The sequence below is a fragment of the Bradyrhizobium diazoefficiens genome (assembly GCF_016612535.1).
GTDB lineage: Bacteria > Pseudomonadota > Alphaproteobacteria > Rhizobiales > Xanthobacteraceae > Bradyrhizobium > Bradyrhizobium diazoefficiens_C.
The window spans coordinates 198,106-222,607 of sequence record NZ_JAENXS010000003.1; the positions used below are offsets into that span (position 1 = coordinate 198,106).

At 64.0% G+C, this 24,502-nt stretch carries 23 protein-coding genes; 13 read left to right on the forward strand and 10 right to left on the reverse strand.

Annotated elements, in window-relative coordinates; all coding sequences use genetic code 11:
- Nucleotides 1-49 precede the first annotated feature (49 nt).
- Nucleotides 50-475 carry a flagellar biosynthesis repressor FlbT gene (gene flbT, locus JJE66_RS32015; protein ID WP_200519409.1) on the reverse strand — a complete coding sequence of 142 codons (426 nt, stop codon included), beginning with the start codon at nt 473-475 and terminating at the stop codon, nt 50-52.
- Nucleotides 476-795: 320 nt separating this feature from the next.
- Between flbT and JJE66_RS32020 the strand changes: the two genes are divergently transcribed.
- From JJE66_RS32020 to JJE66_RS32045, 6 genes are all read left to right on the forward strand, one after another.
- Nucleotides 796-3,063 (forward strand): DUF1522 domain-containing protein, encoded by a 2,268-nt coding sequence (locus JJE66_RS32020; RefSeq protein ID WP_200519411.1) that lies wholly within the window; start codon nt 796-798, stop codon nt 3,061-3,063.
- Nucleotides 3,064-3,422: 359 nt separating this feature from the next.
- The gene (locus JJE66_RS32025) at nt 3,423-5,690 is read left to right on the forward strand and encodes a DUF1522 domain-containing protein (RefSeq protein ID WP_200519413.1); all 2,268 of its coding nucleotides are present in this window, start codon (nt 3,423-3,425) and stop codon (nt 5,688-5,690) included.
- Nucleotides 5,691-6,014: 324 nt separating this feature from the next.
- The gene (locus JJE66_RS32030; RefSeq protein WP_200519415.1) at nt 6,015-8,288 is read left to right on the forward strand and encodes a DUF1522 domain-containing protein; all 2,274 of its coding nucleotides are present in this window, start codon (nt 6,015-6,017) and stop codon (nt 8,286-8,288) included.
- Nucleotides 8,289-8,506: 218 nt separating this feature from the next.
- The gene (locus tag JJE66_RS32035; RefSeq protein ID WP_200519417.1) at nt 8,507-10,792 is read left to right on the forward strand and encodes a DUF1522 domain-containing protein; all 2,286 of its coding nucleotides are present in this window, start codon (nt 8,507-8,509) and stop codon (nt 10,790-10,792) included.
- 294 nt (nt 10,793-11,086) lie between these two features.
- Nucleotides 11,087-11,455, forward strand: a complete 369-nt coding sequence (gene flaF / locus JJE66_RS32040; RefSeq protein WP_027534793.1) for a flagellar biosynthesis regulator FlaF — start codon at nt 11,087-11,089, stop codon at nt 11,453-11,455.
- Nucleotides 11,456-11,467: 12 nt separating this feature from the next.
- On the forward strand, nt 11,468-11,836 hold the full coding sequence (locus tag JJE66_RS32045) for a hypothetical protein (RefSeq protein WP_200519419.1): 369 nt from the start codon (nt 11,468-11,470) through the stop codon (nt 11,834-11,836).
- 15 nt (nt 11,837-11,851) lie between these two features.
- On the opposite strand, the gene JJE66_RS32050 is transcribed toward JJE66_RS32045, so the two are convergent.
- From JJE66_RS32050 to JJE66_RS32065, 4 genes are all read right to left on the reverse strand, one after another.
- A complete protein-coding gene (locus JJE66_RS32050; protein WP_200519421.1) occupies nt 11,852-12,211 on the reverse strand; it encodes a hypothetical protein in 360 nt (119 codons plus the stop codon).
- Between the two features lie 160 nt (nt 12,212-12,371).
- Nucleotides 12,372-12,869 (reverse strand): hypothetical protein, encoded by a 498-nt coding sequence (locus tag JJE66_RS32055; RefSeq protein ID WP_200519423.1) that lies wholly within the window; start codon nt 12,867-12,869, stop codon nt 12,372-12,374.
- Between the two features lie 11 nt (nt 12,870-12,880).
- A complete protein-coding gene (flgJ, locus tag JJE66_RS32060) occupies nt 12,881-13,243 on the reverse strand; it encodes a flagellar assembly peptidoglycan hydrolase FlgJ (RefSeq protein ID WP_200519425.1) in 363 nt (120 codons plus the stop codon).
- Entirely contained in the window at nt 13,243-14,367 is a 1,125-nt protein-coding gene (locus JJE66_RS32065; RefSeq protein ID WP_200519427.1) for a flagellar basal body P-ring protein FlgI, read from the reverse strand. Before JJE66_RS32065 ends, flgJ begins: the two co-directional genes overlap by 1 nt.
- Before the next feature lie 281 nt (nt 14,368-14,648).
- Between JJE66_RS32065 and JJE66_RS32070 the strand changes: the two genes are divergently transcribed.
- Entirely contained in the window at nt 14,649-15,062 is a 414-nt protein-coding gene (locus JJE66_RS32070) for a flagellar assembly protein FliX (protein WP_200519429.1), read from the forward strand.
- 37 nt (nt 15,063-15,099) lie between these two features.
- On the opposite strand, the gene JJE66_RS32075 is transcribed toward JJE66_RS32070, so the two are convergent.
- Nucleotides 15,100-15,471: a helix-turn-helix domain-containing protein gene (locus JJE66_RS32075; RefSeq protein WP_200519431.1), complete on the reverse strand. Its 372-nt coding sequence runs from the start codon at nt 15,469-15,471 to the stop codon at nt 15,100-15,102.
- A 173-nt stretch (nt 15,472-15,644) separates the two neighbouring features.
- On the opposite strand from JJE66_RS32075, the gene JJE66_RS32080 reads away from it, so the two are divergent.
- The 6 genes from JJE66_RS32080 (at nt 15,645) to JJE66_RS32105 (ending at nt 20,628) form a co-directional block, all read left to right on the forward strand.
- A complete protein-coding gene (locus JJE66_RS32080; RefSeq protein ID WP_200519433.1) occupies nt 15,645-16,256 on the forward strand; it encodes an NAD(P)-dependent oxidoreductase in 612 nt (203 codons plus the stop codon).
- A gap of 212 nt (nt 16,257-16,468) precedes the next feature.
- A complete protein-coding gene (gene dksA / locus JJE66_RS32085; RefSeq protein ID WP_008142458.1) occupies nt 16,469-16,834 on the forward strand; it encodes an RNA polymerase-binding protein DksA in 366 nt (121 codons plus the stop codon).
- Nucleotides 16,835-17,220: 386 nt separating this feature from the next.
- Entirely contained in the window at nt 17,221-18,249 is a 1,029-nt protein-coding gene (locus JJE66_RS32090; RefSeq protein ID WP_200519435.1) for an aldehyde reductase, read from the forward strand.
- An 84-nt stretch (nt 18,250-18,333) separates the two neighbouring features.
- The gene (locus tag JJE66_RS32095) at nt 18,334-19,113 is read left to right on the forward strand and encodes a 2-keto-4-pentenoate hydratase (RefSeq protein WP_200519445.1); all 780 of its coding nucleotides are present in this window, start codon (nt 18,334-18,336) and stop codon (nt 19,111-19,113) included.
- 848 nt (nt 19,114-19,961) lie between these two features.
- Nucleotides 19,962-20,297, forward strand: a complete 336-nt coding sequence (locus JJE66_RS32100; protein ID WP_210350013.1) for a type II toxin-antitoxin system RelE/ParE family toxin — start codon at nt 19,962-19,964, stop codon at nt 20,295-20,297.
- Between the two features lie 4 nt (nt 20,298-20,301).
- Nucleotides 20,302-20,628 carry a DNA-binding protein gene (locus tag JJE66_RS32105; protein ID WP_200519448.1) on the forward strand — a complete coding sequence of 109 codons (327 nt, stop codon included), beginning with the start codon at nt 20,302-20,304 and terminating at the stop codon, nt 20,626-20,628.
- A 274-nt stretch (nt 20,629-20,902) separates the two neighbouring features.
- Here JJE66_RS32105 and flgH read toward each other — a convergent pair whose 3' ends face one another.
- From flgH to flgF, 4 genes are read right to left on the reverse strand one after another with little or no spacing between them, the layout of a single operon-like run.
- Complete coding sequence (gene flgH, locus JJE66_RS32110) at nt 20,903-21,670, reverse strand: flagellar basal body L-ring protein FlgH (RefSeq protein ID WP_200519450.1); 768 nt, start codon at nt 21,668-21,670, stop codon at nt 20,903-20,905.
- Between the two features lie 8 nt (nt 21,671-21,678).
- Nucleotides 21,679-22,812, reverse strand: coding sequence for a flagellar basal body P-ring formation chaperone FlgA (gene flgA, locus JJE66_RS32115; protein ID WP_200519452.1), 1,134 nt, complete (start codon nt 22,810-22,812; stop codon nt 21,679-21,681).
- 10 nt (nt 22,813-22,822) lie between these two features.
- Nucleotides 22,823-23,611, reverse strand: coding sequence for a flagellar basal-body rod protein FlgG (gene flgG, locus JJE66_RS32120; RefSeq protein WP_200519454.1), 789 nt, complete (start codon nt 23,609-23,611; stop codon nt 22,823-22,825).
- Nucleotides 23,612-23,627: 16 nt separating this feature from the next.
- Nucleotides 23,628-24,389 carry a flagellar basal-body rod protein FlgF gene (flgF, locus tag JJE66_RS32125; RefSeq protein ID WP_200519456.1) on the reverse strand — a complete coding sequence of 254 codons (762 nt, stop codon included), beginning with the start codon at nt 24,387-24,389 and terminating at the stop codon, nt 23,628-23,630.
- Nucleotides 24,390-24,502: the final 113 nt, after the last annotated feature.

Sequence of the window (24,502 nt, forward strand, 5' to 3'; positions counted from 1 at the left end):
CCCCGGAGATGATCCGGGGCCGTTTTCGTCTGCGCGGATGTCGCTGAGATCAGGCGGCCGTGCTGACGTCGGCCTCGGGATGCGCGGCGTTGTATTGGTCGCGCAGCTTCTCTTCATAGGCGATCAGCTTGCGGGCATCCTTCAGCGCCCGGTAGAGGTCGCCATTGAGGATGTTGTTGTTGATGGCCTCGATGATCGGCCAGGAGCTCGGCACGGCGGTGACGATGTCACGCACCAGGTTGAAATAGGTGCCGTGCTGGGTCTGCGGGTCCGGCGAGATGTACATCAGCTGGACCGCCAGATAGACGAGCTTGGCCGGCGTATCGGCGGTCTCGGGCGTGAGAATGTCGCGCTCGCGCAGGATTGGCACGTTGTCGCCGTCGATCAGCAGGCGGGCGCGCTGATCGGTGTTGGTGATGACGCAGTTGCCGACAATGATGCGTTCGTGCGGCCTGAGCTCGACCTTGAGGGCCATTGCCTGTTCTCCATCAACGCTTTCGTAACCGAGCGTGAGTTGGGGCGGATCATGGCGCAATAGTCCATCAAGACTAGTTAACGAGTTATGAATCTCTGGCGGATGCGCCAAAAAGCTCAATTATTTCAATTGTAAAGCGGTGCGACGTCGCCTCGTCGCCCGAGGCCAGCTCGTCCGAATCACGTCGCGACTCAGCGAAAGCGGCGGTTTCATTTCATGCTTCGTTAGAGTCTCGGAGCCACGGTCCGCTGGTCGCTGGCTCAATCAAGATCCCAGCAGACGCGTAACAGTAGCGTCGTTTACCAGAAAGGTAACACCCAATGTCCGGTATCGTTCTCTCCGCATCGGTTCGTCAGAACCTGCTCTCCCTCCAGTCCACCGCTGATCTTCTCGCCACCACGCAGAACCGTCTGTCGACGGGCAAGAGCGTGAACTCGGCCCTGGACAACCCGACCAACTTCTTCACGGCCCAGTCGCTCGACAACCGCGCCAGCGACATCAACAACCTCCTCGACAACATCGGCAACGGCGTGCAGGTGCTGCAGGCTGCCAACACCGGCATCACCTCGCTGCAGAAGCTCGTCGACTCCGCGAAGTCGATCGCCAACCAGGCGCTGCAGACCACCGTCGGCTACTCCACCAAGTCCAACGTCTCCACCACGATCTCCGGTGCGACGGCCGCCGACCTGCGTGGCACCACCTCCTTTGCCAGCGCGACCGCGCTGAGCAGCGTGCTGTATGACGGCGCGGCTGGCGGCACCACGGCTGCGGGCGGCACCACCACGCTCGGCGCGACGCAGGGCTCGGACGCAGGTATTGCGGCGACCGCATCCGACGGCTCGACCGCCCTGACGGGCGCGATCACGCTGCTCGGCACCACCGCCGCCAGCAAGCTCACCACGGCGCCCGCCGACGGTGACACCCTGACGGTGAACGGCAAGACCATCACCTTCCGTGCCGGTGCGGCTCCGGCTTCGACCGCTGTTGCGAGCGGCTCGGGCGTGAGCGGCAATCTCGTCACCGACGGCAGCGGCAACACCACCGTCTATCTCGGCACCAACGCGACGCCGGCTGCGAGCGTCAGCGACGTCCTGACCGCGATCGATCTCGCCAGCGGCGTGAAGACCGCGACGATCTCCGCGGGTGCCGCGACCATCGGTGCGGCCTCCGCTGCATCGCCTTCGGCTGTCGCCGGCGGTATCGTGACTCTCAAGAGCTCGACGGGTGCGGATCTGTCCGTCACGGGCAACGCCGACTTCCTGCACGAACTCGGTCTCACCAGCGCAACGGGTGGCGGCAATGCGACGGTCACTGCGACCCGCACGGCTAGCTCGTCCTCGCTGGGCGCGCTGGTCTCGGACGGTTCGACGCTGAACGTCGACGGCCATGTCATCACCTTCAAGAACGCGCCGGTCCCCGGCTCGTCCAACGCTCCGGCGGTTCCGAGCGGCTTCGGTGTCAGCGGCAACGTCCAGACCGACGGCGCCGGCAACTCGACGGTCTATCTCCAGGGCGGGTCGGTCAACGACGTGCTGAAGGCGATCGATCTTGCCACCGGCGTGCAGACCGCCTCGATCGGCGCCACCGGCACCGCGACACTGAGCACCGCCAGCGGCCAGATCAACTCGTCGATCAACGCCTCCGGCCAGCTCAAGCTGTCCACCGGCGTCAATGCCGATTTGTCGATCACCGGCACCGGCAACGCGCTGAACGTGCTCGGCTTCGCCGGCAATACCGGCACGGGGACCGCGTTCACCGCGGCTCGTACCTCCGGCGTCGGCGGCCTCACCGGCAAGACCTTGACCTTCTCCTCCTTCAACGGCGGCACGGCGGTCAACGTCACCTTCGGCGACGGCACCAACGGCACGGTCAAGACGCTCGATCAGCTCAACTCGTCGCTCCAGGCCAACAACCTGACCGCGACGATTGACGCCAACGGGCTGCTGACGGTCTCGACCACCAACGACTATGCGTCCTCGACCATCGGCTCGAGCAGCGCAGGTGGTTCGATCGGCGGCACGCTGACCTCGGCGCTGACCTTCTCGACGGCTTCCAGCCCCGTCCAGGATACGGTTGCCCAGACCTCCCGCGCTAACCTGGTGTCTCAGTACAACAACATCCTGAGCCAGATCGACTCGACCTCGCAGGACTCCTCGTTCAACGGCGTCAACCTGCTGAACGGTGACCAGCTCAAGCTGACGTTCGACGAGACCGGCAAGTCGAGCCTCAACATCACCGGCGTGACCTACAACTCCAAGGGTCTGGGTCTCGCCTCTTTGACCAGCGGTGTCGACTTCATCGATAACTCCGCGACCAACAAGGTGCTGTCCAACCTCAACGCCGCGTCGAGCACGCTGCGTTCGGAAGCATCGAGCCTCGGTTCGAACCTCTCGGTCGTGCAAGTTCGTCAGGACTTCAACAAGAACCTGATCAACGTGCTGCAGACCGGTTCGTCGAACCTGACCCTGGCCGACACCAACGTCGAAGCGGCCAACAGCCAGGCGCTGTCGACCCGCCAGTCGATCGCGGTCTCCGCGCTGTCGCTGGCCAACCAGTCGCAGCAGAGCGTGCTCCAGCTGCTCCGCTAACAAGCGGACGACATCGCAAGCAAGATCTGGCGGCGGGGCTTCGGCCCCGCCGCCTTCTTTTTGTGTCGGCATCCGAGTGCCGGTCGCTCAGATGGAGACGGCGCATTCGAATGCAGCGAATTGCCTACTCTGAGTTATGGTTGACAAGTAGCAAACGCACGGTCGCTGTGTGGAAAAGCGTCATCCTATCATGACGATACATCCGGGCATGATTGGGCCTCGATAAGTCATATGGTGAATCCGCGGGGGGGCTGGCGCGACACACTTCATGCTTTGTTAGCCACCTACGTTCACCGTCCCGGACATCGATTAATCCTAATCGAAGTTTGTTGCGTTGCGTACCAGAAGGGTAACACACAATGTCCGGTATTGTTCTCTCGTCCTCGGTTCGTCAGAACCTGCTCTCGCTCCAGTCCACCGCCGATCTTCTCGCCACCACCCAGAGCCGTCTGTCGACGGGCAAGAGCGTCAATTCGGCCCTGGACAATCCGACCAACTTCTTCACGGCCCAGTCGCTCGACAACCGCGCCAGCGACATCAACAATCTGCTCGATGGCATCGCCAACGGCGTGCAGGTGCTGCAGGCCGCCAACACCGGCATCACCTCGTTGCAGAAGCTGATCGACTCCGCGAAGTCGATCGCCAACCAGGCGCTGCAGACCACCGTCGGCTACTCCACCAAGTCCAACGTCTCCACCACGATCGCCGGTGCGACGGCCGCCGACCTGCGTGGCACCACCTCCTTTGCCAGCGCGACCGCGCTGAGCAGCGTGCTGTATGACGGCGCGGCTGGCGGCACCACGGCTGCGGGCGGCACCACCACGCTCGGCGCGACGCAGGGCTCGGACACGGGTAGCACCGTGACCGCATCCGACGGCTCGACCGCCCTGACGGGCGCGATCACGCTGCTCGGCACCACCGCCGCCAGCAAGCTCACCACGGCGCCCGCCGACGGTGACACCCTGACGGTGAACGGCAAGACCATCACCTTCCGTGCCGGTGCGGCTCCGGCTTCGACCGCTGTTGCGAGCGGCTCGGGCGTGAGCGGCAATCTCGTCACCGACGGCAGCGGCAACACCACCGTCTATCTCGGCACCAACGCGACGCCGGCTGCGAGCGTCAGCGACGTCCTGACCGCGATCGACCTCGCCAGCGGCGTGAAGACCGTGACGATCTCCGCGGGTGCGGCGACCATCGGTGCGGCCTCCGCTGCATCGCCTTCGGCTGTCGCCGGTGGTGCCGTGACTCTCAAGAGCTCGACGGGCGCGGATCTGTCCGTCACGGGCAACGCCGACTTCCTGAAGGAGCTCGGTCTCACCAGCGCAACGGGTGGCGGCAATGCGACGGTCACTGCGACCCGCACGGCTAGCTCGTCCTCGCTGGGCGCGCTGGTCTCGGACGGTTCGACGCTGAACGTCGACGGCCATGTCATCACCTTCAAGAATGCGCCGGTCCCCGGCTCGTCCAATGCTCCGGCGGTTCCGAGCGGCTTCGGTGTCAGCGGCAACGTCCAGACCGACGGCGCCGGCAACTCGACGGTCTATCTCCAGGGCGGGTCGGTCAACGACGTGCTGAAGGCGATCGATCTTGCCACCGGCGTGCAGACCGCCTCGATCGGCGCCACCGGCACCGCGACACTGAGCACCGCCAGCGGCCAGATCAACTCGTCGATCAACGCCTCCGGCCAGCTCAAGCTGTCCACCGGCGTCAATGCCGATTTGTCGATCACCGGCACCGGCAACGCACTGAACGTGCTCGGCTTCGCCGGCAATACCGGCACGGGGACCGCGTTCACCGCGGCTCGTACCTCCGGCGTCGGCGGCCTCACCGGCAAGACCTTGACCTTCTCCTCCTTCAACGGCGGCACGGCGGTCAACGTCACCTTCGGCGACGGCACCAACGGCACGGTCAAGACGCTCGATCAGCTCAACTCGTCGCTCCAGGCCAACAACCTGACCGCGACGATTGACGCCAACGGGCTGCTGACGGTCTCGACCACCAACGACTATGCGTCCTCGACCATCGGTTCGAGCGCCGCGGGTGGTTCGATCGGCGGCACGCTGACTTCGGCACTGACCTTCTCGACGGCTTCCAGCCCCGTCCAGGATACGGTTGCCCAGACCTCCCGCGCTAACCTGGTCAACCAGTACAACAACATCCTGAGCCAGATCGACTCGACCTCGCAGGACTCCTCGTTCAACGGCGTCAACCTGCTGAACGGTGACCAGCTCAAGCTGGTGTTCGACGAGACCGGCAAGTCGAACCTCAGCATCACCGGCGTGACCTACAACTCCAAGGGTCTGGGCCTCGCCTCGTTGACCAGCGGTGTCGACTTCATCGACAACGCTGCCACCAACAAGGTGCTGACCAACCTCAACACCGCGTCGAGCACGCTGCGTTCGGAAGCATCGAGCCTCGGTTCGAACCTGACGATCGTGCAGGTTCGTCAGGACTTCAACAAGAACCTGATCAACGTGCTGCAGACCGGTTCGTCGAACCTGACCCTGGCCGACACCAACGTCGAAGCGGCGAACAGCCAGGCGCTGTCGACCCGTCAGTCGATCGCGGTCTCCGCGCTGTCGCTGGCCAACCAGTCGCAGCAAAGCGTGCTCCAGCTGCTCCGCTAACAGGCGGACGACATCGCAAGCAAGATCTGGCGGCGGGGTTTCGGCCTCGCCGCTTTTTCGTTTGCCAGATGGTATTCGATGAGGCGGGGAGCGATCGAAAAAGTAACCAGCGGTTATGGTTAATGGAGAGTAAGCAGAAAAAATAGCGAATGATTTCAGACTGATTGCGATGCCTGCCAACGCGTCCCACTGGTTTATGGTGAACCGGCGCTTATGCGCGTGAGGCCCGCTTCACCTTTTGTTAGCCATGTCCGCGCACCCTGTGGCCGTCACTCGATCCAGAAGCGATCGAACGAAGACGCGTAAGCCAGAAGGGTAAGAGTCATGTCCGGTATCGTTCTCTCTGCGTCGGTTCGTCAGAACCTGCTCTCTCTCCAGTCCACCGCCGATCTTCTCGCCACCACCCAGAACCGTCTGTCGACCGGCAAGAGCGTCAACTCGGCTCTGGACAATCCCACCAATTATTTCACCGCACAGTCGCTCGACAACCGCGCCAGCGACATCAACAACCTGCTCGATGGCATCGCCAACGGCGTGCAGGTGCTGCAGGCCGCCAACACCGGCCTGACCTCGCTGCAGAAGCTGATCGACTCCGCGAAGTCGATTGCCAATCAGGCGCTGCAGACCACGGTCGGCTACTCCACCAAGTCCAACGTCTCCACCACGATCTCCGGTGCGACGGCGGCCGATTTGCGCGGCACGACCTCTTATGCGAGCGCGACGGCCGATAGCAACGTGCTCTATGACGGTACCGCCGGTGGCACGCATGCGGCTGTGGGGACCACCACGCTCGGCGCGACGCAGGGCTCGGACACGGGTAACACGGTGACCGCATCCGACGGCTCGACCGCCTTGACGGGTGCGATCACGCTGCTCGGCACCACCGCCGCCGGCAAGCTGTCGACGGCGCCCGCCGACGGCGACACGCTGACGGTCAACGGCAAGACGATCACCTTCCGCTCCGGTACCGCGCCGGCTTCGACCGCCGTTCCTACCGGTTCGGGCGTCAGCGGTCACCTCGTCACCGACGGCAGCGGCAACACCACTATCTACCTCGGCAGCACCGCGACGACCTCGACCCTGGCAACCGTTAGCGACGTCCTCACCGCGATCGACCTCGCCAGTGGCGTGCAGACCTCGACGATCTCCGCGGGTGCGGCGACCATCGGTGCGGCCTCCGCTGCTTCTCCGTCGGCTGTCGCTGGTGGTGCCGTGACCCTCAAGAGCTCGACGGGTGCGGATCTGTCCGTGACGGGTAACGCCGACTTCCTGCACGAGCTCGGCCTCACCAGTGCAACGGGCGGCGGCAATGCGGCGGTCACGGCGAACCGCACCACCGGGGCATCGTCTTTGGGATCGCTACTCCAGGACGGCTCCTCGCTGAACGTTGATGGCCACGTCATCACCTTCAAGAACGCGCCGGTCCCGGGCTCGTCCAACGCTCCGGCAGTTCCGAGCGGCTTTGGCGTCAGCGGCAACGTCCTGACTGACGGTAACGGCAACTCGACGGTCTATCTCCAGACCGGTTCGGTCAATGATCTGCTGAAGGCGATCGACTTCGCTACGGGCGTGCAGACCTTCGCATTGAACGGCAGCGGTGGTGGTACGCTCGCGACCGCGGTCGGTCAGGCTCCGTCGACGATCAACACCTCCGGCCAGCTCAAGCTGTCCACCGGCGTCAATGCCGACCTGGCGATCACCGGCACCGGCAACGCACTGGCGGCGCTCGGTCTTGGCGGTAACACCGGCACGGCGACGGCGTTCACCGCAGCTCGTACCTCCGGCATCGGCGGCATCGCCGGCAAAACCTTGACCTTCTCCTCCTTCAACGGCGGCACGGCGGTCAACGTCACCTTCGGCGACGGCACCAACGGTACGGTCAAGACGCTCGATCAGCTCAACACGCAGCTTCTGGCGAACAACCTGGCCGCCACGATCGACGCCAACGGCTTGCTCACCATCACAGCGTCCAATGACTATGCGTCTTCGACGATCGGCTCGACCGTTGCGGGTGGTGCGATCGGCGGCTCGTTGACCTCGGCGCTGACCTTCTCGACGGCTTCCACCCCCGTTCAGGATGCGGTTGCGCAGACCGCACGTGCCAATCTGGTGTCCCAGTACAACAACATCCTGAACCAGATCGACACGACCTCGCAGGACTCCTCGTTCAACGGCGTCAACCTGCTGAACGGCGATCAACTCAAACTGGTGTTCGACGAGACCGGCAAATCGAACCTCAACATCACCGGCGTGACCTATAACTCGAAGGGTCTGGGCCTCGCCTCACTGACCGTCGGTGTCGACTTCATCGATAACGCCGCGTCCAACAAGGTGCTGACCAACCTCAACGCCGCGTCGAGCACGCTGCGCTCGGAGGCCTCCGCGCTCGGTTCAAACCTTTCGGTGGTGCAGGTTCGTCAGGACTTCAACAAGAACCTGATCAACGTGCTGCAGACCGGCTCGTCGAACCTGACCCTGGCTGACACCAATGTCGAAGCGGCGAACAGTCAGGCGCTGTCGACCCGCCAGTCAATCGCGGTCTCTGCGCTCTCTCTGGCCAATACCTCGCAGCAGAGCGTGCTTCAGTTGCTTCGCTAATAAGCAGCTGAAATAACTCAATAAAACCGAGCGGCGGGGCTTTGGCCCCGCCGCTCTTTTTTGCGTTTCGCGGCAGGGAAGGGCGTTCATTCGCCATTAACCGTATCCCTTAAACCGGCGTTAACCATACTTTAAAGGACAGCCCCTAAAACTGGACAAAAGCCCGCTTCCGAGATCGCGCGGCCGATTCGTATCCGGTTCAAGAGGAAGACTCGCCAATGTCCAACATCGTTCTCTCGGCGTCCGTTCGCCAGAACCTGTTGTCGCTGCAGTCGACGGCCGACTTGCTGGCCACGACGCAGGAGCGGCTGTCGACCGGCAAGAAGGTCAACACGGCGCTCGACAATCCCACCAACTTCTTCACCGCGCAGGGGTTGGACAACCGAGCGAGTGACATCAGCAACCTTCTGGACGGCATCAACAACGGTGTGCAGGTGCTCCAGGCCGCCAATACCGGCATCACCTCGCTGCAGAAGCTGATCGACAGCGCGAAATCGATCGCCAACCAGGCGCTCCAGACCACGGTCGGCTACTCCACCAAATCCAACGTCTCGACCACGATCCCGGGCGCGACGCCCGCAGATCTGCGCGGCACGACCTCCTATGCGAGCGCGACCGCCAACAGCAACGTGCTCTATACCGGCGCGGCCGGCGGCGTCACGCCGGTGACGGCAGCCGCCGCACTCGGCGCTTCGCTGGGTTCGAACGCCGGCACCCTTGTTGGTGGCACGGTGAGCGCCGCGGACGGCAGCACCGCGCTGACCGGCACGGACACGCTGCTCGGGACCACCACATCCACCCAGTTCAGCACGCCGCCCGCCGACGGCGACACCATTACGGTGAACGGCAAGACCATCACCTTCCGCACCGGGCCCGCTCCGACGACGCAACCGACCGGCTGGGGCCTCAACGCCAGCGGAAGCATCGCCACCGACGGCAACGGCAATTCGATCGTTTATGAGGGAACGGCGGCGGCGCCCAAGGCGACCGTCAACGACGTCCTCAGCGCGATCGATCTCGCCAGTGGCGTCAAGACTGCGACGATCAGCGCGGGTGCCGCCACGATTGCGACCAGCGGCGCGACCGTCGGTACGGTCCAGACGCCGTCTTCGATCACTGCGGGCGCGATCACGCTGAAGAGCTCGACCGGCGCCGATCTGAGCGTCACGGGCCAGGCCGACTTCCTCCACGCTCTCGGGCTGACGGCTGCGACGGGCGCGGGCAATGCCAGTGTGACCGCGAACCGGTCGACGACCTCGGGCTCGCTGGGTTCGCTGGTCCAGGACGGCTCGACGCTGAACATCGACGGCCACACCATCACCTTCAAGAACGCGCAGACGCCGCAGTCGGCGGCAAGCGTGGCCACCGGCTATGGCGTCAGCGGCAACGTCGTCACCGACGGCAACGGTAACTCGACCGTCTATCTGCAGAGCGCGAACCTGACCGACCTGCTCAATTCGTTCGACCTTGCGACCGGTGTGAAGACCGCCAGCCTCTTCAACGGGGCTGCGACGCTCTCCACCACCTCGGGCCAAATCCCGTCGTCGGTGAACTCGAGCGGCCAGCTGTCGATCTCGACCGGCATCAACGCCGACCTCTCGATCACCGGCACGGGCAACGCGCTCAGCGCCTTCGGTCTCAGCGGCAATACCGGAACGGCGACGGCTTTCAGCGCAGCGCGGACCTCCGGCGTCGGCGGCGTCAGCGGCAAGACCCTGACGTTCTCCTCCTTCAACGGCGGCACGCCGGTCAACGTCACCTTCGGCGACGGCACCAATGGCACGGTCAAGACGCTCGACCAGCTCAACGTTCAGCTTCAGGCCAACCACCTGACCGCAACGATCGACGCCAACGGCGTGCTGACGGTGACCACTGTCAACGAATACGCCTCCTCGACCCTCGGTTCGACGGCCGCCGGCGGCGCGGTCGGCGGTACGCTCACCGGCGTGCTCGCCTTCACCACCGCGCAGCCGCCGGTCCAGGACCCCGTGGCGCAGACCGCGCGTTCGAGCCTGGTCAGCCAGTTCAACAACATCCTGGCGCAGATCGACACCACCTCGCAGGACTCCTCCTTCAACGGCGTCAACCTGCTGAATGGCGATACGCTCAAGCTGGTCTTCAACGAGACCGGCAGCTCCACGCTCGGCATCAACGGCGTGGTGTTCAACTCGGCCGGTCTCGGCCTCAGCAATCTCGTGCCCGGCACGGACTTCATCGACAACGGCGCCACCAACAAGGTGCTGGCCAGCCTGAACGCGGCCTCGAGCACGCTGCGCTCGGAAGGCTCGTCGCTGGGTTCTAACCTGTCGATCGTGCAGGTGCGCCAGGACTTCTCCAAGAACCTGATCAACGTGCTGCAGACCGGCTCGTCCAACCTGACGCTTGCGGACACCAACGAGGAAGCGGCGAACAGCCAGGCGCTGTCGACCCGCCAGTCGATCGCGGTCTCCGCGCTGTCGCTGGCTAACCAGTCGCAGCAGAGCGTGCTCCAACTGCTCCGCTAATTCGCCAGCGCAGAATCAAATCTCGAAACGGCGCGGCGGGGCTAATGCTCCGCCGTTCTTTTGAGGGAGTTCGCTAAGACAAGGTTAGCTGAGATCGAGGCGCATGATGCATTGCAAGTTTACAGCTTGCGTCTGCGCATCTAGCCTCGTGCTCACGGAAGGACTTCGCGCCCCGTAATATTCCGGAGTGCTTCCAGGCGCACATGTAAGCAAATCTTAAGCGCTACTGCATAGGGTTGGGAAAGAAATCCTTAAGCCCGTTCAACGGGCTAGGAAGCTTCCAAGGTGTGATTGATGTCGAATTCTGCTGCCTCGGCCTACGCGCGTGTTGCAACGACCACCGCATCTCCTCGTGACGTCGAGGCGCAGACCCTGCTGAAAGCAGCCAACAAGCTCCAGGACGCGATCAACGCTGCTGACCCCTTCAGCGAGCAGACCACGCAGGCGTTGATGTTCAATCGCAAGCTCTGGACGATCTTCCTCAGCGAAGCGATGCGCGAGAACAACCCGCAGCCGCTCGACGTCCGGCAGAAGATCGCCAACATCAGCGTGTTCGTGCTGAGCCAGACCGCGGCGCTGCAGATGAGCCCGCAGTTCGACCATTTCCGCCCGCTGATCGAGATCAACCGCAACATCGCTGCCGGCCTGTCGGGCCGCCCGTGACGGAGACTCGTGATGTCCGACATCATGAGCATTTTGTCGACCGCGTATAAGTCCAACGTCCTCTCGAGCACGTCAGGCTCGTCCAAATACGTTACAGTCGACTCGTCGCTGTACCAGGGCAACTGGACCGGCACCTATCCCGACGGCAAGAAATTCTCGCTCGACGTCTCGCAGGTCGACGGGTTTCGTGCCCAGATCCACTATCAGAGCGATGGGACGTCGCAGTATCAACAGGTGCTGATCAAGGATTCGTCGTTCCGCTTCGGCAACACGAAGTTCACGCTGACCAATACCGGTACGGCCCAGATCAAGAATGTCGTCACCGATCCCGCGACCGGCTCGACCTATCTCGACACGGCCCAGGCCACGCTCGACGGCTGAATCGGCAGGCGTTCTCTAGGCGCTGAGGTCCGTGTTGAGCGGACGCGAGGGCTCCGACTTCAAATCCAGTGCGTGGAAATAGGCTCGCCGGCGCAACATCGCCTCGTCAGGGAATTGATTGACGACTGCGTCGGTCCTGTCGTTGACGACCTGGAAAACCAGGGATGCGGACGCCTGGTCGAACACCACCTGGCGCGAGATGCTCGCATTGCTCTGCAGATCATTGCTCGCAGCCGCGCTCGTATCGCTCGCGGCGACCGTCTGGCTCACCGGCAAATCGGTCTGCACCGCCTCGTTCGCCGCCGAATTCGACGTCGTTACGATCTGCACGGGGGCCGGTATCCCCACCGGCCTGATGCTGAAATCTGTACTCATGGCAGCCTCCTGGTTGCCTCGTGTGAGTCAAATCCCAACCCCTCTCAATACGCAACCATGGAACACCAGGATTGAAGACCCGGTAAGGAAACGTACCTAACCGCGCGACGCTTTTGCCGCGCGGTTTTTCGTAAAATTGGATGGAGTTCCTTGTCTGCGCTCAGAGCGTACGGCTGACCGCGAGCGGCGTGATGTGACGCGGGCCGGGCGTGGCGCGGCGTCCGGCTGCGGTATAGGTGTTCGGCACGTTGCGCTTCTGGATCTCGGCATTGACGCCGCGCACCACGCTTTCGGAGACCGCATGCGCGGTCGCGAGCACGGTGAGGTTGACCTGGAGCATGGCGCGGAAGGCGTCGTGATGGCGGTGCAGCGTCGAGAGCAGCTCGGGCGCGGATTTCGCAAGCTTGTCTTGGTTCGCCTTCAACTGGCTGACAGCGGCGATGTAGCGCCGCGACAGCTCCTGCTTCTGGCTCTCCATCGTCATCGCCTCGCGGACCTTGCCGGCGCGGACGAGCTCGGTCTCGCGCTCGATCAGGCCGAGCAGGGCGCTCATCGCGTCCATCAGGTCCTCGGCGACCTTGCGCGCCGCGGCGCTCTCCTGCGTGTTGCTCGGGCGCTGCGCGGGCATCGGCTGACGTGACGCGTTGAAGTGGTTCATCTCGTTTGACCTTATGCCGTCCGAAGAGTGGTTTTCGCCTGCTGGATGATCAGGGTACGGTAGACGTCGCGGGCGACGCCGACGCCACCGGCGCTGGCGAAGTTCTTGGAATATTGCTCGGTCAGCATCGAACGCCACACGCCGGTGCCCGGCGTGTCGCCGAACGGGCCTTCGCCTTTCAGGCCCGAGGTCATCTGCGCGAACATGCTGTTGAGAAACATGCCCTCGAAATCGGTGGCGGTCTTCTGCGCCTTGGCCTGCACCGGTGGTGAGACCTTCTGGAGCGCGGCGGCGAGCTCGAAGTCGGGCCGGCCGTTGCGGCTCTCAACCGAGAAGGCTGGGTTGGCGGTGGAGGTGGTCGTGTTGACTTGCATCACATCACCTCGATGTCGGCTTCGATCGCGCCCGCGGCCTTGATCGCCTGGAGGATGCTGATGAGATCACGCGGGCCGATGCCGAGGCCATTGAGGCCGTCGACGAGTTGCTGGAGCGAGACGCCGTCCTTGACGACGGCGAACTTCTTGCCGTCCTCGACGACGCCGACGCTGGAGCGCGGTGTGACCACGGTGCGGCCGCGCGACAGCGGATTGGGCTGGCTCACTTGCGGGCTCTCGGAGATCGTGACGGTGAGATTGCCTTGCGCGACCGCGACGGTGGCGACACGAACATCGCGGCCCATCACGATGATGCCCGAGCGTTCGTCGATGACGATCTTGGCGGCGAGATCCGGATCGACCTGGAGCTGCTCGATCTCGGTCAGGAACGCCACCACGTTGCCCTTGAACTCCGGCGGGATCGTCAGCTGGACCGTCGAGGGATCGATCGGCTCGGCGCTCTTGACGCCGAGATAATCGTTGATCGCGGCCGCGATGCGCTTGGCGGTGGTGAAGTCGGCGTTGCGCAGCGCGAGCCGCACGTTCGGCAGGCGATTGAGCGCGAACTCGATCTCGCGCTCGATGATGGCGCCGTTGGCGATGCGGCCCACGGTCGGAACGCCGCGCACGATTTTCGCCGCTTCGCCTTCGGCCTGGAAGCCGGAGATCGCGAGCGAACCCTGCGCCACCGAATAGACATTGCCGTCGGCGCCGAGCAGGGGAGTGACGAGCAGGGTGCCGCCGCGCAGATCCTTGGCGTCGCCGAGTGCGGAGACGGTGACGTCCATGCGCGTGCCTTGGGTGGCGAAGGCCGGCAGATTGCCGGTCACCATCACGGCGGCGACGTTGCCGGTGCGGATGGTGGCGCCGCGGATGTTGACGCCCATGCGCTCGAGCATCGCTTGCAGCGACTGCTTGGTGAAGGGGATGTTGTTGAGGGTGTCGCCGGTGCCGTTGAGGCCGACGACGAGGCCGTAGCCGATGAGCTGGTTCTGCCGCACGCCTTCGATATTGGCGAGATCCTTGATGCGCGAGGTCGCAGCCGCAGGAGCGACTGAGAGCGCCAGCGCTGACAGCGCGGCGCAGGCCACTCCAATAATCCTCACCCAACGAACGCCTGGCATCCTCTGCTCCCCAAGGCTCCCGAAAAGCCTCCTCACATCTCGGACCGTCTCGACACTCCCATGACGAGCTGGTCCGACGCTGTCCTTGCGAGTGCTGTGCCAACGCGGGGGAGATGGCTTATGCGATTGAATAGGTTGAATAAATCTCTCCCCATCGACGCCAGAAGGCGTTCGCTTTGAGGAGCGAAACTGCCGCCTCCCGGCAGATTTTGCCGGGCCGTTTACGCGCCGTTAACCATAAGACGGCGAAGGTGACGGGATCGATCACCTGGACTGCTTCGATGCGCATCTACGGACCGAATGGCACCACGCTCGGAACGCCGGCCAGCCAGGCCAGGCGAACGAGCTCCGGCACCTTCGTGCTGCCCGACACCTCGTCGGCGCAGGAGACGCGCGCGGCGGCTGCGCCGAAGGCGTCCGCCAACATCGACGCGCTGCTCGCCCTGCAAGGCATCGAGGAAGACCCGATCGAGCGCCGCAAGCGCTCGGTCGCCCGCGGCAAGACCGCGCTCGACGTCCTCGACGATCTCAAGATGGGACTGCTGTCCGGCAATCTCGACGCGTCGACGGTGATGCGGCTGCGCGATGCGGCGGCGAACCTGAAATCGTCCTCCGGCGATCCCGGTCTCGACTCCGTGCTCTCCGAGATCGAGCTGCGCGTCGAGGTCGAGCTGGCGAAGGCCGGGCGGGCCTGATCGTCGTCCCGGAACCTGGCGCACTTGCGGAACGGCGTTACGCCGCTTGGTCCTTCAGCTGTGCGTCGTAGCGGCGCTGGGCGGCGAGCACGTCTTTCAGATTCTCTTCGGCCCAATCGCGCAACGGATCGACCGCGGCGGAGAGCGTCAGGCCGAGCTGCGTGATCGAATACTCCACCGTCACCGGCACGGTCGCGATGGCGCGGCGCTTGATCAGGCCGTCGCGTTCGAGCGACTTGAGAACTTGGCTCAGCATCTTCTGCGAGATACCTTCAATCGTGCGGCGCAACTGATTGAAGCGCATCGGCTCCTCGCGCAGCAGCAACAGGATCAGCACGGCCCATTTGTCGCCGATGCGATCGAGGATCTGACGTGTCGGGCAATCGGCGGCATAGACGTTGGGTTTCATCTCAATTCCTCGCGCTTGCTTGGGCCTGCCAGCTGTGCTTGCCAGCTGTTCTTGCCAGTTGTTCCTGCCGGTTACTCCTGCGTAATCAGGTAAGCACAAAGTGCTCTCTTAACACCAGCAAACTTTGCGATATCTAGTCACCACTGGTTACTACAGAAGCAAAGGATCCTTCCATGAAAATCGCAATTGCCGGCGCCTCGGGCCGGGCCGGTTCGGAGATCACTAAGGAACTGTCCCGTCGCGGCCATGGCGTCACCGCCATCGCGCGGAACCCGGAGAAGATCGCCGGCCTGCCGAACGTCACGCCGACCAAGGGCGACGTGCTCGACCAAGCCGGCCTGACAAAACTGTGGGCCGGGCATGACGTCGCCATTAGCTCCGTCCACTTCCTGGCGAGCGACCCGCACAAGCTGATCGGCGCAGCCAAAGACTCCAAGGTCGGCCGCTATCTCGTCGTCGGCGGCGCCGGCAGCCTGGAGGTGGCCCCCGGCGTTACACTGGTCACAACCCCCGGTTTTCCGGCCGAATACAAGGCCGAGGCCGAGGCGGGCTCTGCTTTCCTCGACCTGCTGCGGCAGGAAAACGAGCTGAACTGGACCTTCATCTCGCCCTCGGCCCTGTTCATCGAGGGGGAACGGACCGCCAAGTTCCGACTCGGCACCGACCAGCTTCTCGCAGATGCGAACGGCAAGAGCTGGATCAGCTTCGCCGACTACGCCATTGCACTCGCTGACGAGATCGAGCGGCCGGCCCATTTGCGGCAGCGTTTCACCGTCGGCTACTAGGCCTTTGGCCGTCTCCGGGCTCTTGCGGATAAACCTTCCTGTGCAAGGGCTTGGGGCGGTAACCGAAGGATTAAGGAAATATTGTCTGTCACAGGAGGTCGCTATATAAGCCCCGGCTCAGCGGACCCCGTTCCGTGCGAGTCGTTGCTTAGACAGATAGGCCGCCCTTGGAAAAGTTGAAAAACTACCGACCGACCGAAAAAGAGCCTTTCATGAACGACAGGCAGAAGGAGTACTTCCGTATGAAGCTCCTCGCCTGGAAGGATGAGATCCTCAAAGAGTCCAAGCTCACCCTGCAGGCTCTGCAGGAGGAGAACGTGAACCACCCCGATCTCGCCGATCGGGCATCGTCCGAAACCGACCGCGCCATCGAACTCCGCGCCCGCGACCGCCAGCGCAAGTTGATCGCCAAGATCGACGCCGCGCTCCAGCGCATCGAGGACAACACCTACGGCTATTGCGAGGACACCGGCGAGCCGATCTCGTTGAAGCGGCTCGAGGCCCGGCCCATCGCGACGCTCTCGGTGGAAGCGCAGGAGCGCCACGAGAAACGCGAGAAGGTCTATCGCGACGAATAGAGTCCGGGCCGCAGCGATGCGGCTCTTTGTTTTTGGGACGCAAGGCGCCGTTTTGTGCCGCGACCGGCATTTTGCCTGTCGCGGGCTGTCGCTCGCTTCGATGCGCGGGCGCAATCGCGAAAACTGAATCGCGGTCAATGGGCTAGAGTCACTTCCTCCGAGCTCACGTGAGTTCGGATGAGAAACAGCCTTCACTTCAGGTGCGGGAGGTTTTGCGAGTCGCATCAACGAGATCGACTCGACTGTTGAGGCGCCGATCGAGCAGCATGAAGTGTCGCTGCGCTCATGTCTCGTGCGTCACCGCTAGGTACGCTGCCCCATAAAGCCTGGACCAACTCAATATTTCCTTAAACGCCGGTTGCAGGCCGCAGCGAGGGGAATTGGCAATGAGCACTGTTCTGGTCACCGGCGGGTCAGGCTTCGTCGGCATCCATGTCGTCCTCCAGCTTCTGGCCGCCGGCCATGCGGTGCGAACGACAGTGCGACGGCCGGACCGGAGGGCCGACGTGCTGGCGATGCTGCGCAAGGGTGGGGCGGCCTCGCCGGAAGGTCTGTCCTTCTTCACGGCCGACCTCACCCGGGACGACGGCTGGCGCGAGGCGGTCGCCGGGTGCGAATACGTGCTTCACGTTGCCTCGCCGCTGTTGACCAGTTTGCCCAAGAACGAGAACGAGATGATCATCCCGGCGCGTGATGGAACGCTTCGAGTGTTGCGTGCCGCGCGCGAGGCCGGCGTGAAGCGCGTCGTCATCACGTCCTCGGTGGCTGCGATCGGCTACGGCCACCCGCCGAGAGACAAGCCGTTCAACGAGACCGACTGGACCAACCTCGATGGCGCGGATGTGCAGCCATACCCGAAATCGAAGACGTTGGCCGAGCGGGCGGCCTGGGATTTCATCGCGCGCGAAGGCGGCGGGCTGGAATTGTCGGTGATCAACCCCGCCGGCATTTTCGGCCCCGTGCTGGGGCCAGATTTTTCCGGCTCGATCGAGATCGTCAAATCGCTGCTCGACGGCGCCATGCCCGCGGTGCCGCGGGTCTATTTCGGCGTGGTCGACGTGCGCGACGTTGCCGATTTGCATTTGCGGGCGATGACCGCGCCGGACGCAAAAGGCGAGCGCTTCATCGCCGTCTCCGGCGAAACGCTGTCGATCCTCGACATCGGGAAGGTGCTGCGGCGCGAACTGGGACCGAGCGCGCGCCGGGTTCCGCGGCTCCAGGCGCCGGACTGGCTGGTGCGGCTCGCCGCGAACCGGATTCCCTTGCTGCAGGCGGTCGTACCGATGCTCGGAAAAGTGCGGCATTCCACCAGCGCCAAGGCGCGGTCTCTTCTCGGCTGGCAGCCCCGTTCCAACGAAGAGGCGATCCTCGCCACGGCCGAGAGCCTGATCCGGCTCGGCCTGGTCAAGGCGTGATGCCGAATGCCGCCTGCGCTTGTCAGACCCCGACGGGGATGCTCCACTGCCGACCTCGCTTGTGGTGTGTGGGAGGCGGCGCCGATGGACAAAATTCTCGAAGCCGCAAAGGCGATCGCGCTGGCGCGCCGCAACCATGCGCCGCTGGCGGCGCTCGAAGTTCCGCCTGATGACGAGGCCGAGGGCTACCAGGTCCAGCGCGCGCTGCATGATCTGCTGTTGAAGAATTTCGGGCCGCTGGTCGGCTACAAGATCGGCTGCACCAGCCAGGTCATGCAGGAGTACATCGGCATCCCGCATCCCTGCGGTGGCGGCGTGTTCCAGAAGGGCGTGCACGATAGCGGCGTCAAGCTCACGGCTTCCGACTATGTCCGCGTCGGCGTCGAGTGCGAGATCGCGGTGCGCCTGAAGCGCAACCTTGCCGCCGGCGAGGCGCCGTTCACGGCCGAATGGGTCGGCGAAGCCGTCGAGGCCTATCATCCCGCGATCGAGATCGTCGATGACCGCTACGTGAAATGGGAGACGATGGGCGCGCCGACGCTGATCGCCGATGATTTCTTCGCCGCCGGCTGCGTGCTGGGGGCCTCCGTGCCGCGTTCGTCGGTGCCGGACCTGAAATCGGTCAAAGGCCGCGCCATCGTCAACGGCGAACAGGTGAGCCACGGCACCGGCGCCGACGTGCTCGGCCATCCCCACAACGCACTCGCCTGGCTCGCCAATCATCTCGCCGCCGAAGGCAAGGGTTTGCATGCGGGACAGCTCGTGCTGACGGGAAGCCTGGTGAAGACGCTGTGGCTGAAAGCCGGCGACAAGGTGCGGATGGAGCTGGACGGGCTGGGCGTGGTGGAGGCGGAGTTTACGTGAACTCTCTCCGCCGTCGGCAATCTCGTGCCCCGGACGCAGCGCAGCACCTCTTTGGTGATGCGCTGCAGAGCCGGGGCCCATGCAGCAGCGAGTTGCTTGGCTCTCTGGGTCCCGGCTCGGCGCCGCAGCGCTGACGCGTTGCGGCTGGTCCGGGACACGAGAGAGATGAGCCTCTGGCGGAAACAATTTCGCGCTATCATCGCAGTCGCAGACACGCCTTCGCATCCTCGCGGCATCTCCGCCCGAGTTTTGCAATCGTCTCGCCCTCCTGAAAGCAAGAAGGCGCAGGGAAGGCCGGGCGCCGGCTGGCACCCGCGATCCCGTGTGCGGATCAAACGCGCACGGGTGGACCACAGGTGACGCCGGGACATCCTGGCCTTCCCTGCGCGGATGGTTTTAACGGTGTCCTTCGTGCTCTCCCCGGGGAGCGATGCACTATTGCCCCCGTCGCCTTGCGGATGGCTGATGCGCGCGCCCGGTCGGGCCGCCACATCACCACAAGACTTGACGCACAGGCTCCGGGCGTCAGGACCACACGACTTCTCCGTCCGCGCGCATCTCCGCCGGTTTCTCGATGACTGGCGTGCGCTCACCATCGAGACCTGCGCAAAGACGCTGTCAGCGCCGTGTCATCGCGCGAGAGGTGATTGCTCACGGGGATTCCCGCCCTGCAACGCTCTTCGCGCCCGACGCCGTCGCGGCCACCGCATTCCATCCCGCGTTTCGTGACGATCGCGATACGCCCTCTTGTGGGACGGAACGAAGCAGGAACATAATGGAGCGGTCGGAACGTGTCAACAAAAATTTTAATAATCCGAAAATTCTGGAATTGAAAATTGGTAACGAATATGGTACCAGACATCGAGATCACGGAATACAGCATCGATGGTCGCAGCCCATTTCAGGAGTGGCATGACGGGCTCGAAGCGCAGGCAGCTGCGGCTGTCTCCGTTGCAATTGGACGGCTCGCCGATGGAAACACCTCGAACGTGAAGTCGATCGGCGAGGGCGCGGCCGAACTGAAGATCGATCGTGGCCCCGGTTATCGGGTCTATTTCGGGTGGGATGGTAGCGTGCTGGTGATCCTGCTGGGCGGGGGCACCAAGCAGAGGCAGCAGAGCGATATCAGCGTCGCGCTTCGCCGGTGGCGTGACTACAAGGTACGAAAGCGGAATAAGGGATGAGCCGATGCCGTTGACTCACAGTTTTCGAGAGACCATCCGCGCTCGCGCAGAGCGCGATACCGCCTTTCGCGAGGCGCTGTTTCAGGAGGCGATGCAATCCCTGTTGCAGGACGATGCCGATTATTGCCGCACCGCGCTCCGGACCTACATCAACGCGACCATCGGTTTCGAGCGGCTAAGCGAGGTGCTCGATCGTCCGCAGAAGAGCCTGATGCGGATGTTTGGGCCAGGCGGAAACCCAACGATGGCCAATCTGATGGCGGTGATCCACGCGCTTCAGAAGGAGACCGGCGTGCATTTGGAAATACGCGCAGTCGCGGACGCCGCGTGAAAAGTGCACGTCTCTCCCGCTGTCATTGCGAGGAGCTCTTGCGACGAAGCAATCCAGAGCCCTTCCGCGGAGGGATTCTGGATTGCTTCGCTGCGCTCGCAATGACGGAGTCTGAGGCAGCGCCGTCGCTACATCTACGCCGCAGCTCGCGGCCCGTAAGCGCACCGCCCCCAAAATACATGCGGCCTCCGGCAGGGGAGCTACCGGAGGCCGCGTCGTACATCGTCGTTCGCGCCTAGGTTCGCGAACACGATGTGGGAGCTCTTGCAGAAGGCTAGAAGGGCAGCAGCACGTCCATGACTTGCTGGCCGTAGCGCGGCTGCTGCACGTCCGTGATCTGGCCGCGGCCGCCATAGGCGATGCGGGCTTGCGCGATCTTGCTGGAATCGATGGTGTTGTCGCTCTGGATGTCCTCGGGCCTGACGATGCCGGCGACCACGAGCTCGCGGATCTCGAAGTTGACGCGGATCTCCTGCTTGCCTTCGACCACGAGGTTGCCGTTCGGCAGCACCTGGGTCACGACCGCGGCGACGTTGGTCTGCAGGGCTTCGGTGCGCTGCACGCTGCCCTTGCCGTCGCTGGAGGCGGTGGAGTCGGCGGTGAGAATGCGGCCGGGCAGCACCTTCTGTGCCTGCACGCCGAGCGTCTTCGAGCCGATGAAATCGGTGATGCCCGAATCTTCCGAATTGGTACGGCTGCGCTGGGTCTCGTTGGACAGGTTGGCCTTGTCGGTGATGTTCACGGTCACGGTCAGGAGGTCGCCGACATGAGTCGCGCGCTGGTCCTTGAAGAAGGCGCGGCTGCCGTTGCGCCACAGCGAGTTCGGATTGTAGGAGGCGACCTCCGGCTTCGGCATCGGCATCTGCACCGGCTTGTAGCCGGGCTGCGTCGTCGGATTGTCGATCGCCGACAATTTCGGTTGCTCGCCGATCTGCGACAGGCGGTCGATCGAGGAGCAGCCGCTTGCGAGCGCGCAAGTGGAGAGCAGCAGGCCAGAGATCGCGATGCGACGAAGACGGGAAGCCGAACTGAACGAGGACATGACTTACTCTACTTGGCTGGAGCTTGCGAAACGCGAACTTGCGGGATCTGGGCTTGTGCGACCTGAGCCGGCGGCGCAGGGGCCTGGACCAGGTTCCGGAGGAGGGCATCAGTGTCGACGGGGGCGGGCGCTTCGTCACGCCTGAGCGAGGAGGTCTGCTCGACCGCAGCCGGGATCGGCGCGGACTGGCTGACGCCCTGCACGGTCACCTGGCCGCGGGCGGTGACGACACCGGTCAGCGTACGCTTGGTCTGCAAATTGAGCACGCTCACGGTGTCGCCCTCGGCGCCGCTCTCCATCGCCTTGCCGCGGGTGGTGAGATAGATCCCGGGGACCTGGTAGATGACGGTGACGCTCTGGTCGCGCTGCACGAATTCGGGCTTGGCGATGTCGGCGACGCGGATCGGCGTGCCGGCGCGCATCGGCCGGCGCAGCTGCATGCCGACCGCGCGGTCGCGCAGCGCGGGCTCGCCCGTCACTTCGGCCTTGGGCCGGCGCTCCTGTGCGACGTCGGAGGATTTCAGCATCTCGCTCCGATCGATGTCGCGCGTCAGGACAGCGACCTCGACCGTCTCGATCGCGGTGCCGGTGAAGCGCAGCTTGGTCGGCGCCGGGTTGCTGTCGTTGCTGATCTCGAAGGCGATGTCGAAGCGGCCGTTACGGGCGTCGTAACGGGTCGCAACCGGCTGCAGCGCACCGGTGTTGGAGGCATCGAGCCGCATGTCGGAAACGCCACGGTCGAAGGTCACGGTGATGTTGGCGGCCTCGCCAAGGCCGAAGCGGCGCTCGAGCGCGGAGGCGACCGCGTTTTCGAGATCCTTGTTGGCGAGCGTGCGGGCAAGCCGCGTGACCTGAACTTCCCTGATGTCGCCGGTCATCACGCCGATCACCTGCTTGGCGCGGAGTACGCTCAGGACCTGGGCGACCGGCAGTGCGCCGGTGGTGCCGAGGTCGGGCGAGCGATAGACCGGGATCAGCGCGGCCGAGCCGGCATTGTCGACGAGATCGCCGACCCGAACCACATCCGAGCTGACGGTGACGCTGGCGCGCAGCGTCGGCGTGGCGATGCCGTCGTCGGCGGCCTGCGCCGGCAGCGCCAGCGCGAGCAGGACGGAGAGGGTGACGAGCGTGGTGCGGATCATGGTCATCACCTCAGCGGAACAGCGCCGTGGTCGATTGCATCATCTGGTCGGCGGCGCTGATGACCTTGGCGTTCATCTCGTAGGCGCGCTGCGCGGCGATCAGATCGCTCATCTCGGAGACGACGTCGACATTGGCCTGCTCGAGGCTGCCCTGCGTGATCTTGCCGTAGCCTTCCGAGTTCGCGGTGCCGTCCTGGGGCGCGCCCGACGAGGTCGTTTCGGTGAACTGGTTGCTGCCGACCGGCTGCAGGCCCGCTTTATTGATGAAACGGGTCACGCCGATCTGGCCGAGAACGGTGTTGCTCGACGAGCCCGGCAGCGTCACGGTGACCTGACCCTGCTCGTTCACGGTGATGCCCGAGGCGTTGTTCGGGATCGTGATGGTCGGCTGCACCGGGTTGCCCTGCGCAGTGACGACGCGGCCCTGATTGTCCATCTGGAAGGTGCCGTCGCGGGTGTACTGGTAGGTGCCGTCAGGCATCAGGATCTTGAAGAAGCCTTCGCCTGACATCGCGAGGTCGAGGTCGTTGCCGGTCTGCGACAGCGTGCCCTGCGTCATGCTGCGGGGGGTGCCGACGGTCTTGACACCGCCGCCGATGTCGACGCCGACCGGCAGAATGGTGCCCTGGTCGGACGCCTGGGCGCCGACGCGGCGGACGTGCTCGTAGATCAGGTCCTGGAACGCCGCCGTCTGCTTCTTGAAGCCGGTGGTGCGCAAGTTGGCGATGTTGTTGGAGATCACCTGAACGTTGAGTTCCTGTGCCGCCATTCCGGTCGCTGCGGTGTGAAGTGCCTGCATGTCAGTTTTCCTTCAATCAGGCCGGAACGTCGGCGAGCTTCTCGATCGCCGATTTGTGGAGGTCGCTCTGCTGCTGGAGCAGGTTGGCGATCGCGGTGTAGCTGCGCATCACCTCGACCATGCGGCTCATCTCGCCGACCGAATTCACGTTCGACTTCTCGACGTAGCCCTGCTGCACGGTGGACTTGGAGTCGGTCTGCTGGTTGGCGGAGCCGGCGCTGTAGAGATTGGCGCCGAGCTTGGTCAGCTTGGCCGGATCGTCGAACGTCACCATGCGGATCTTGCCGCGGATCGAGTCGGTCTTGGCCGTGCCTTCGAGCACGGTGACGGTGCCGTCGGGGGCGACGTTGATGTCGTGGTCGGTCGGCTGGAAAACGATCGGGCCGCCGGTGCCGAGCACGAGATTGCCGTCGGATGTCATGAGCTGGCCGGTGCTGCTGAGCGCGAACTTGCCGTCGCGGGTGTAGCGCTCGGCGCCGTTGGCCTGCACCGCGAAGAACGCGTTGCCGTTGATCGCCATGTCGAGCGGGTTGTTGGTCGCTTCCATCGGCCCCTGGCCGACGTCGCGGTAGGTGCCGCGGTCCTGCACATAGGAGACCCGGCGGTCGGAGCCGACGAAATTGTCCTCATGCGCGTTCGAATTGAGGTACTCCTCGAACAGCGAATGGTCGGCCTTGAAGCCGTTGGTGTTGACGTTGGCGACGTTGTTGGCGATGACATCCATCTGCCGTTCCAACGTCATCTGCCGCGACAAGCCGATCAGAAGCGCATTCTGCATCGGTCGATCTCCCCTGCTTGAGATCCGCCATTTCGCTCTCCCAAGCGCCTTGGCCGATCCCGTGAACGAGATCGTCGGGTTCTCCCAAACCGTTCGGTCTCGGCCCTCTCTCA